We start from the raw sequence: 9,825 nt of genomic DNA, 5'->3' as shown, positions 1-9,825 counted from the left end.
GGCGGCGAAGATAACGACTCCTCCGGAGCCCCCGCGAGCCGCAACTCCATCAACGACGGTTCGTCATAGGGACAGTCGGACCACGAGGTGCAGTCCGACTGAACCCCGGCCCCCTGCGGCGTCGGAGAGACGATGCGTGCCGAGCGGCACGTCCGGCGACTCGATCTCGCCGGACGTGCCGCTCGTCGCCGGTCAGTGGGGCAGGCGCTCGATGATGGTCGCGTTGGCCGTGCCGCCGCCCTCGCAGATGGTGAGCAGGCCGTAGCGGCCCTCGATCCGCTCGAGCTCGTTGAGCAGCGTCGCGAAAAGCTTTGCGCCGGTGGCCCCGAGCGGATGCCCGAGGGCGATGGCGCCGCCGTTGACATTGACCTTCTCCGGGTCGGCCCCGGTCTCCTTCAGCCACGCCAGTACCACGGGCGCGAACGCCTCGTTGATCTCGATGACGTCGATGTCGTCGATGGTGAGTCCGGTCTTCTCCAGCGCCCACTTGGTCGCCGGAATGGGAGCGGTGAGCATGAAGATCGGGTCCGCACCGCGCGCGCTCACGTGGTGGATGCGCGCTCGCGGGGTCAACCCGTACTCCTGGACCGCCCACTCCGAAGCGAGCAGGGTGGCGCTGGCGCCGTCGGAGATCTGGCTGGCCACCGCGGCGGTGAGCGGGCTGCCCTCGGCCAGCGGCGGCAGCGTGGCCATCTTCTCCAGGCTGGTCTCGCGCGGACCCTGGTCGATCCCGAAGTCGCCGACCGGCACGATCTCGTTGTCGAAGCGGCCGTTCTTGATCGCGTCGCGAGCCCGCTCGTGGCTGCGCAGCGCCCAGCGCTCCATCTCTTCCCTGCTGATGCCCCACTTCTCGGCGATCAGCTGGGCCGCGCGGAACTGCGTCACCTCACCGGTGCCGTAGCGGTGGTCCCAGCCCTGCGCGCCGACGAACGGGGTGTCGAAACCGTACTCCTTGCCCGCGAACATGGCCGCGGAGATCGGGATCGCGCTCATGTTCTGCACGCCGCCGGCCACGATCACCTCGGCGGTGCCGCTCATGATGGCCTGCGCGCCGAAATTGATGGCCTGCTGGCTCGACCCGCACTGGCGGTCCACCGTGACGCCGGGAACCTCCTCGGGGTATCCGGCGGTCAGCCACATGGTGCGGCCGATATTGCCCGCCTGCGGGCCGACGTTGTCGACGCAACCGACGATGACGTCGTCCACGACGCCCGGATCGATCGGGCTGCGGTCCAGCAGGCCGCGCAGTGCGGCCGCACCCAGATCGGCCGGGTGCACGCCCGCCAGCGCACCGCCGCGCTTGCCGACCGGCGTGCGTACCGCATCGATCACGTAGGCGTCCCGCAGCGGGGCATACGGACGACGGGACGTGGAAGGTGCTGACATGTAAGGACTCCTACGTGGTGCGCTCGGGGACGGTGAGTCCGTCGAGCACGATGGTCAGGTACTGCTTGGCGAGGTTCTCGACGGTGATGGCGCCACCCGGCTGGTACCACCGCACCGCCACCCACACCGTGTCGCGCAGGAACCGATAGGCCAGTTCGACGTCGAGTTCCGCCCGGAAGCTGCCGTCCTGGACGCCGTTGGTGAGCACCCGGTGCCACAGCTCGCGGAATTCGCGGTTGTAGTCGGCGATGTAGGTGAACCGTTCCGAGGCGCGCAGCCGCTTCGCCTCGGCCTGGTAGATCGCCACCGCGGCGTGCGACCGGTCGAACGACTCGTAGGACGCGAGCACCAGAGCTTCCAAGGTGTCTCGCGAACTCAGACCGGAGGCGACGATCTCGCGGTAGCGGCCGAACAGGTCGTCGAGGAATCCGCGCAGGATCTCGTCCACCATCGACTCCTTGGAGTCGAAGTGGTGATAGAGGCTGCCCGAGAGGATTCCGGCCGCGTCGGCGATGTCACGCACTGTGGTGGCGCGTAATCCCCGCTCGGCGAACAATTCGGCCGCCATAGCGAGCAACTCGCTGCGCCGTGCTGATTTGGAGGCGTCTGGTGCGGTCACACGGCCATCATACAACCAAGCATTTGCTTGGGCAGCATTATCGCGCCGAGTAGCGCAACGGCGAGGAGACCGAGAGGTCAGCGAGCAGGCGATCACAGATGACGACCGGCGAGACGCCCGCCCGCGCCATCCGCGCGACGAGCGCGAGGCGACGCTCGCAGCTGTCCCACTCGACGGTGAGCTGACCGCGGTCCGGGCCGGCGTCCACCGTGGCCATCACCCGGGGCGGCCCGCCCCGCACCGGTTCCTCGCTCAGCTTGAGCACCATGCCGCGCTGCCAGGCGTGATAGGTATCCATATCGGCGCCGATCACGAGCTTGTCGGTGGCCGCGCACAGGCCCTGCGCGATCTCGTCCGCGAAAGTCACCCGATCGAAGCGGAACTTCCGGCATTTCGCGACCACCGCGAGCAGGTCCGCGCGCACCTCGCACAGCAGCGCCGTTCGGTGCTGCCTGCGCCGCTCCTGTTCGGTGTCGGCGCCCTCGGCGCTGAGGCCGATGCGGTGGGCGCGCTCGCGGTCGCGCGCCAGATCGGCCCGTAGCGCGCCGCGCGGATCGCGGGCTACCTCGCCCTCGTCGACGGCGTGTTGCTCGAGAATGCGCACGGCGGCCGTGGCGACCGTGCGCACGGAGGTGTGCTCGATGAGCTCGGCGCCGAGGGTGAGCGCCGAGAGTACTAGGCTGTCCAGCCGTCGCCTGGCCAGCACGACTTCGCGCACCACGTCGAGTTCCAGTTGTTCGCGGGCAGGTGGGCGATCCAGGCCCATAGCCATCGCCCCCTTGAAGAGCGCGGATCCGATCTCATCCAGCATGGCACACCTCGGCGGCCTCCTGCTCGCGCTTTTCCAGCTGATCAGCCGCCCATTTTGCGCAGGGTGCGCGATGCGAGAAGGCGATCGCAATACGGCGCGCGAGGCCGGTCCCGAACGGCCGAACAAGCGGCTGCTCGGCGGTCGCCGGATGCGCTCGTCCGCCCGCTACGCAGCGGACGAGCCCGGAAAACCGTGCGGCTCAGGCGCGCTGGCTGCTGATCGAGACCACCTCGCCGGTCAGGTAGGTGGTGTAGTCGCTGGCCAGCATGGCGATCGCCGCGGCGACCTCCCACGGCTCGGCCGCGCGGCCGAACGCCTCCCGTTCCGATAGCCGGTCCAGCAACTCGGTCGAACTGACCTTGTCCAGGAACGCGTGCCTGGCGATGCTGGGAGCCACCGCGTTGATCCGGACGCCGAGTTCGGCGGCCTCGACCGCGCTGCACCTGGTCAGCGCCATCACGCCCGCCTTGGCGGCGGCATAGTGCGCCTGGCCGTACTGCGCGCGCCAGCCGAGCACGCTGGCGTTGTTCACGATCACGCCGCCGTGGCCCGCCGCGCGGAAGTAGCCCAGCGCGGCGCGCGTGCAGCGGAAGGTGCCGTTGAGGGTGATGTCGAGAACGCGGTCCCACTGCTCGTCGGTCATGTCGACCACGGGCGTCTCACCGCCGAGACCGGCGTTGTTGACCATGAGGTCGATCCGGCCGAGAGCCTCGGCAGCGCCGCGCACCAGTGCGTTCACCTGTTCGGTGCTCTGCACGTCGCACGCGATCGAGGCGACCCGCCGGTCCGGGTACTCGGCGGCCAGCTCGGTCGCGGTCTCCGCCAGCCGCCGCTCGTGCCAGTCGGAGACCACCACGTCCGCGCCCTCGGCCAGCAGCCTGCGCGCGGTGGCCGAGCCGATACCGGTACCCGCGGCCGCGGTGATCACGGCGGTGCGTCCGGTCAGCAGGCCGTGCCCCGCGACGGGCGCGGGGGCGACCGACAGCGGCCCCGGACGGTCGGCCCCGGTCGTCACGGGCGAGCCTCGCGCGGAAGGCCGAGCACCCGCTCGGCGATGATGTTGCGCTGCACTTCGTTCGAACCTCCGTAGATGGTGTCGGCGCGGGTGAACAGATACAGCCGCTGCCATTCGTTGAGATCGTCCTCGCCCGACACCAGGCCGCGGGCGCCGAGCACCGCCATGGCCAGCTCGCCGAGCCCGCGATGCCAGTTGGCCCACAGCAGTTTCCCCACCGAGGCCTGGCCGGCTCCGTCGTCCACGCCCGCGCCCTCCATGGTGCGCATGGCGTGCGCGCGCAGCACGCGCAGCCCGACCCAGGCCCGGTCGATCCGGTCGGCGATCAGCGGGTCGTCGGCCGCGCCGATGCGGCGGGCCAGCGCCTCGATGTCGGCCAGCTCGCGGGCGAACCGGATCTGCTGGCCCAGGGTGGAGATGCCGCGCTCGAAGGTGAGCGTGCCCATGGCGATGCGCCACCCGTCACCCGGCTCGCCGACCACCAGGTCGGCCGCGGTGCGGGCATCGTCGAAGAAGACTTCGTTGAACTCCGAGGTCCCGGTCAGCTGGATGATCGGGCGCACGTCGATGCCCGGCTGCTTCATCGGGACCAGCAGGTAGGACAGGCCCTTGTGCCGGGCGGACCCGCGCTCGGTGCGCGCGACGACGAAGCACCAGTCCGCGACGTGCGCCAGCGAGGTCCAGATCTTCTGCCCGTTGATCGACCACTCGTCGCCGTCCAGGTGCGCGGCGGTGGTGATGGCGGCCAGGTCGGAACCCGCGCCGGGTTCGGAGTAACCCTGGCACCACAGTTCGCTGACATTGCGGATGCCGGGCAGGAACCGGTCCTTCTGGGCTTGCGTCCCGAAGGCGAGCAAGGTCGGGCCGAGCAGTTCCTCACCGACGTGCGACACCCGCGCGGGCGCGTTGGCCTTGGCGTATTCCTCGTGGAAGATCACCTGCTGGCGCACCGTGGCCGCGCGGCCGCCGTACTCCTTCGGCCAGCCCAGGCAGGTCCACCCCGCGGCGGCCAAGTGCCGGTCCCAGGCGAGGCGTTCGTCGAACGCCTCGTGTTCGCGGCCGGGACCGCCGAGGCCGCGCAGCTCGCGGAATTCGCCGTTGAGGTTCTCCTCCAGCCACTCGCGCACGTCGGCGGCGAATCGCTCGTCCTGTGCGGCGGAAAACCGCCCGTCCGGCGCGGCGGTATCGGATTCTGAGGTCTGGATCGCACCCACGCCGGTAGGATAACCTACCAAGCACTTGCTTTGTAGAGCTCGCGCATAAGTGGCTCGCCGACGGTAAGGACAACCGTGAAAACCCCTGCACAGACGACACCGATGGCACTGCACCACGCCGCTCGGACCTTCGGCGACGCCCCCGCTGTCGCCGACGGCGAGGTCCGGCTGGACTGGGCCGGGCTGCTCGAGGCGGTCCAGGAAGTGGCGCGGGCGCTCATGGCACGCGGCGTGCGAACCGGCGACCGCGTGGCCATGTGGGCGCCCAACACCCACCACTGGGTGATCGCCGCGCTGGCCGCGCACTACGCTGGCGCGGCATTGGTGCCGCTGAACACCCGCTATGTGGCCGACGAGGCCGCCGACGTGCTGGGGCGCGTGCACGCGAAGGCGCTGTTCATCGCCGGCCCCTTCCTCGGCCGCGACCGGCTCGCCGAACTGCGCACGACGGCGCCGGACCTCGCCATCGACACGGTGGTGGTGATCCCGGCCGAGCCGGGCACCGAGAACACCGACATCGCCGCGCTGCACTGGTCGGAACTCGCGACCGTCGCCGAGCAGGTGACCGTGACCGACGCGGAGAAGCGTGCCGAGTCGGTGCGCCCGGACGACCTGTCCGACATCCTGTTCACCTCCGGCACCACCGGCCGCAGCAAGGGCACCCTGGTCGCACACCGGCAGGCGCTGTCGGTGGTACGGGCCTGGGCCGACTGCGCCACGTTGCGCGGCGACGACCGGTACCTGGTGGTGAACCCGTTCTTCCACAACTTCGGTTACAAAGCGGGCATCCTCGCCTGCCTGGTCACCGGGGCCACGATCATCCCGCAGGCCACCTTCGACGTGCCGGAGACGATGCGGCTGATCGGCGCGGAGCAGGTCACCGTGCTGCCCGGCCCGCCGACCATCTACCAGACGATCCTGGACTTCCCGCGCCGCGCCGAGTTCGACCTGAGCTCGCTGCGGGTGGCCGTCACCGGCGCGGCGACGGTGCCGGTGGTGCTGATCGAGCGGATGCGCTCGGAACTGGCCTTCGATGTCGTGATCACCGCCTACGGCCTGTCCGAGAGCGCGGGTTTCGGCACCATGTGCCGCGTCGAGGACGACGCCGAGACCATCGCGAACACCTGCGGCAGGCCGATCGCGGACTTCGAACTGCGCATCGGCGAGGCGGGCGAGGTCCTGCTGCGCGGACCGAACGTGATGCTCGGGTACCTGGACGACCCGGACAGCACCGCGGAGACGATCGACGCCGACGGCTGGCTGCACACCGGCGATATCGGCACGGTCGACGACCGCGGCTACCTGAAGATCACCGACCGGCTCAAGGACATGTACATCTCCGGCGGTTTCAACGTCTATCCCGCCGAGGTCGAACAGGCATTGGCCCGGCTGGACGGCGTTGCCGAGTCGGCCGTGATCGGCGTGCCCGACACCAGGATGGGCGAGGTGGGCAAGGCGTACGTGGTGCGCAAGCCCGGCACGGCCCTCACCGCGGACCAGGTGCTCGCGCACGCAGGCACCGTGCTGGCCAACTTCAAGGTGCCGCGGTTCGTCGAATTCCGCGATCAGCTGCCCTACAGCGCCGCCGGGAAAGTGCTCAAGCGTCAACTACGTGAGGAGAAGTCGTAATGTCGGAACCGGCAACCCCGGACCAGGGTCCGGCGATCCCGGACGAGGGTGAGGTCGTCACCTACGAGCGGCGCGGTCGCGTCGCGATCGTCACGCTGAACCGGCCGGACTACCGCAACGCGCAGAACTCGGTGATGACCTACGCGCTCGACGCGGCCTTCGAGCGCGCCGTCGAGGACCCCGAGGTCGGGGTGATCGTGCTGGCGGGCAACGGGAAACACTTCAGCGCCGGGCACGACATCGGCACGCCAGGCCGCGACCACCACGTGCGGTACCAGAACAAGGCCGCGCTGTGGTGGGACCACGTGGACCGGGCAGGCGGCGATCAGCGCTTCGCCCGGGAGCTCGAGGTCTACCTCGGCATGTGCAGGCGCTGGCGGGAGATTCCCAAGCCGACCATCGCCATGGTGCAGGGCGCCTGCATCGCGGGCGGACTCATGCTGGCCTGGGTGTGCGATCTGATCATCGCCTCCGACGACGCGTTTTTCTCCGATCCGGTGGTCCGCATGGGTATTCCGGGCGTCGAGTACTTCGCGCACCCGTGGGTGATGGGTCCGCGCGCGGCCAAGGAGTTCCTGTTCACCGGCGACCGGTTCGGCGCCGCGCAGGCCAAGGAGTGGGGCATGGTCAACCGGGTGGTGCCGCGCGCCGATCTGGCGGCCGAGACGCTGGCGCTGGCCGAAAAGATAGCCACGATGCCGCAATTCGGCCTCGCGCTGACCAAGAAGGCGGTCAACCAGGCCGAGGACCTGATGGGCATGCGGTCGGGCATGGACTCGGTCTTCGGCCTGCACCACTTCGCGCACGCGCACAACGCCGAAGTCGGCGCGGACTCGCTCGGCGGCATGAACGCCAAGTCGATGAAGGCTTCCGCGAGCACCGCAGAACAGAACGGAACGACGTAGTGGATCTGGATCTCGACCAGGCGACCCAGGAATTCCAGCGGGAGGTCCGCGAATTCCTGGCCGCGAACAAACCCGCGAAACCGCTGCCCTCGATGGACACGAAAGCGGGATTCGAAGCCCACCGCGCGTGGGAGCGCACCCTCGCCGACGCCCGGCTCTCGGTGGTCTCCTGGCCGGAGGAGTTCGGCGGGCGCGACGCCGCACTGCTGGAATGGGTGCTGTTCGAGCAGGAGTACTACGCGGCGGGCGCGCCGGGGCGGGTCAGCCAGAACGGCATATTCCTGCTGGCGCCGACGCTTTTCGAACACGGCACACCCGAACAGCTGGAGCGGATCATGCCGCGGATGGCCCGCGGCGACGACATCTGGGCGCAGGCGTGGTCCGAGCCGGAAGCGGGCAGCGACCTGGCCGGTATCCGCTCGACCGCACGGCGCACCAGCGGCGGCTGGTTGCTGAGCGGCCAGAAGACGTGGAGTTCACGCGCCGCCTTCGCCGACTGGGCCTTCGGCCTGTTCCGCAGCGACCCAGAGGCCGAAAGGCACAAGGGCCTGACCTACGTGATGTTCCCGTTGACCGCCGACGGCGTATCCGTGCGCCCGATCCCGCAACTCGACGGTGAGCCCGGCTTCGCGGAGATCTTCCTCGACGACGTGTTCGTGCCCGACCGCGACGTGATCGGCGCACCCGGCGAGGGCTGGCGCGTGGCGATGAGCACCTCCAGCAACGAACGCGGCCTCTCGCTGCGCAGCCCGGGCCGGTTCAGCGCCACCGCGCAGCGGCTGATCGAGCTGTGGCGCGAGGCAGGCGAGCAGGACAACACCGCGCAGCGCGACGCGGTGGTGGACGCCTGGATCGGCAGCGAGGCCTACCGGCTGCACACCTTCGGCACGGTCACCCGGCTGAACGAGGGCGGCAAGCTGGGCGCGGAATCGTCGATCACCAAGGTGTTCTGGTCCGAGCTCGACATCGCCATGCACGAGACCGCGCTCGAGGTGCTCGGCGCGTCGGCGGAGCGTTCCGGACCGTGGACCGACGGTTACCTGTTCGCCCTGTCCGGCCCGATCTACGCGGGCACCAACGAGATCCAGCGCAACATCATCGCCGAGCGGCTGCTCGGACTACCGAGAGGAAGCAGCCGATGAGATTCGCGCTCAGCCCCGAACAACTCGACTTCGGCGCCAGCCTGCGCAAACTGCTGGAGGCGGGGCGCACGCCCGCCGCCGTACGCGCGTGGGCTTCGGGCGACAGCGGACCGGGCCGCGCGCTGATCCGGCAGCTGGCCGAGGCCGGTGTGCTCGGTCTGGCCGTCGCCGAGCGGCACGGCGGCATCGGCGCCGAGCCGATCGATCTGGTCGTGGCGTTCCAGGAAATCGGCCGGGCGGCCGTGCCCGGCCCACTGGTGGAGACCGCGGCGGCAATTCCCGCTCTGCTGCAAGCACTTCCGGACCAGGAGCCGGCCGCGCGGTGGTTGCCGGGCTTCGCGGAGGGCACGGCGCTGGGCACCGTCGCCTTCGCCTCGCCCGGCCCCGGCGGCGTCGCGCTGGACGCCGACACCGCCGAGGTGGTCCTACTGGCCGATGCGAACCAGCTGGCCACCGGGCACCGCGCCGGTCTGGTGCGATCGGTCGATCCCGCGCGCCGCCTGTTCGCGGTGACCGCGCTCGAGACCGTCGCCGAGGGCGATCAGGTCCGTGCGGCGGCCGCCGCGGGATTCGACGCCGGCGCGCTGGCCTGCGCGGCGCAGCTGCTCGGCGCCGGTAGGGCCCTGCTGCACGCGTCGACCGAATACGCCAAGCAGCGCAAGCAGTTCGGCAAGCCGATCGGAGAGTTCCAGGCCGTGAAGCAGAAGCTCGCGGACGTGCTGATCGCGCTGGACCTGGCCGAACCACTGCTCTACCGTGCGGCGCTGACCATGACCGGCCCCACCCGTAGCCGGGACGTCTCGGCCGCGGCGATCGCCTGCGGCGACGCGGCTCACCGCGCGGCTCGCGCCGCCCTCCAGGTGCACGGCGCGATCGGCTACACCGCCGAGTACGACCTCTCGCTGTGGTTGACCAAGGTGACCGCGCTGCGATCAGCCTGGGGCACATCGGAGGTGCATCGCGCCCGGATCGCACGGGCGCTGCGGGAGGACACCGACCAGGATCGCGCCGAGCGAGGCATCGCATGAGCGGTCGGACCCCGAGACGGCAGCGAAGCGTGACCACGCAGAGCCCCGCTCATGCCGGATACGGGCACGGCATGAG

9 protein-coding genes are annotated in these 9,825 nt (G+C 70.1%); 4 read left to right on the top strand and 5 right to left on the bottom strand.

The features are described from left to right. Positions 1–192 precede the first annotated feature (192 nt). The 5 genes from ON19_RS02870 to ON19_RS02850 form a co-directional block, all read right to left on the bottom strand. Positions 193–1,386 carry an acetyl-CoA C-acetyltransferase gene (locus ON19_RS02870; protein WP_372478673.1) on the bottom strand — a complete coding sequence of 398 codons (1,194 nt, stop codon included), beginning with the start codon at positions 1,384–1,386 and terminating at the stop codon, positions 193–195. Positions 1,387–1,396: 10 nt separating this feature from the next. Continuing rightward, positions 1,397–1,954, bottom strand: a complete 558-nt coding sequence (locus ON19_RS02865; RefSeq protein WP_227954969.1) for a TetR/AcrR family transcriptional regulator — start codon at positions 1,952–1,954, stop codon at positions 1,397–1,399. An 88-nt stretch (positions 1,955–2,042) separates the two neighbouring features. Beyond that, on the bottom strand, positions 2,043–2,816 hold the full coding sequence (locus ON19_RS02860; RefSeq protein WP_227954582.1) for a hypothetical protein: 774 nt from the start codon (positions 2,814–2,816) through the stop codon (positions 2,043–2,045). Between the two features lie 199 nt (positions 2,817–3,015). Beyond that, on the bottom strand, positions 3,016–3,831 hold the full coding sequence (locus ON19_RS02855; RefSeq protein ID WP_043686218.1) for an SDR family oxidoreductase: 816 nt from the start codon (positions 3,829–3,831) through the stop codon (positions 3,016–3,018). Further along, positions 3,828–5,045: an acyl-CoA dehydrogenase family protein gene (locus ON19_RS02850; protein ID WP_043686215.1), complete on the bottom strand. Its 1,218-nt coding sequence runs from the start codon at positions 5,043–5,045 to the stop codon at positions 3,828–3,830. The genes ON19_RS02855 and ON19_RS02850 overlap by 4 nt, the downstream gene beginning before the upstream one ends. Before the next feature lie 75 nt (positions 5,046–5,120). Between ON19_RS02850 and ON19_RS02845 the strand changes: the two genes are divergently transcribed. From ON19_RS02845 to ON19_RS02830, 4 genes are read left to right on the top strand one after another with little or no spacing between them, the layout of a single operon-like run. Next, positions 5,121–6,674 carry a FadD3 family acyl-CoA ligase gene (locus ON19_RS02845; protein WP_043686213.1) on the top strand — a complete coding sequence of 518 codons (1,554 nt, stop codon included), beginning with the start codon at positions 5,121–5,123 and terminating at the stop codon, positions 6,672–6,674. Beyond that, the gene (locus tag ON19_RS02840; RefSeq protein WP_051168471.1) at positions 6,674–7,579 is read left to right on the top strand and encodes an enoyl-CoA hydratase; all 906 of its coding nucleotides are present in this window, start codon (positions 6,674–6,676) and stop codon (positions 7,577–7,579) included. The genes ON19_RS02845 and ON19_RS02840 overlap by 1 nt, the downstream gene beginning before the upstream one ends. Further along, positions 7,579–8,721, top strand: coding sequence for an acyl-CoA dehydrogenase family protein (locus tag ON19_RS02835; protein ID WP_043686210.1), 1,143 nt, complete (start codon positions 7,579–7,581; stop codon positions 8,719–8,721). The genes ON19_RS02840 and ON19_RS02835 overlap by 1 nt, the downstream gene beginning before the upstream one ends. Further along, a complete protein-coding gene (locus tag ON19_RS02830; protein ID WP_043686207.1) occupies positions 8,718–9,749 on the top strand; it encodes an acyl-CoA dehydrogenase family protein in 1,032 nt (343 codons plus the stop codon). Before ON19_RS02835 ends, ON19_RS02830 begins: the two co-directional genes overlap by 4 nt. Positions 9,750–9,825 lie beyond the last annotated feature (76 nt).

The organism is Nocardia abscessus NBRC 100374 (assembly GCF_000308455.1).
GTDB lineage: Bacteria > Actinomycetota > Actinomycetes > Mycobacteriales > Mycobacteriaceae > Nocardia > Nocardia abscessus.
The sequence above is the reverse complement of the archived record's forward strand: the minus strand, read 5'-3'. Positions and strand labels throughout refer to the sequence as shown.

Coding starts and splice junctions, on each gene's coding strand:
- ON19_RS02830 (WP_043686207.1), top strand. CDS start 8,718: ATGAGATTCGCGCTCAGCCCCGAACAACTCGACTTCGGCGCCAGCCTG.
- ON19_RS02865 (WP_227954969.1), bottom strand. CDS start 1,954: ATGGCGGCCGAATTGTTCGCCGAGCGGGGATTACGCGCCACCACAGTG.
- ON19_RS02870 (WP_372478673.1), bottom strand. CDS start 1,386: ATGTCAGCACCTTCCACGTCCCGTCGTCCGTATGCCCCGCTGCGGGAC.
- ON19_RS02860 (WP_227954582.1), bottom strand. CDS start 2,816: ATGCTGGATGAGATCGGATCCGCGCTCTTCAAGGGGGCGATGGCTATG.
- ON19_RS02840 (WP_051168471.1), top strand. CDS start 6,674: ATGTCGGAACCGGCAACCCCGGACCAGGGTCCGGCGATCCCGGACGAG.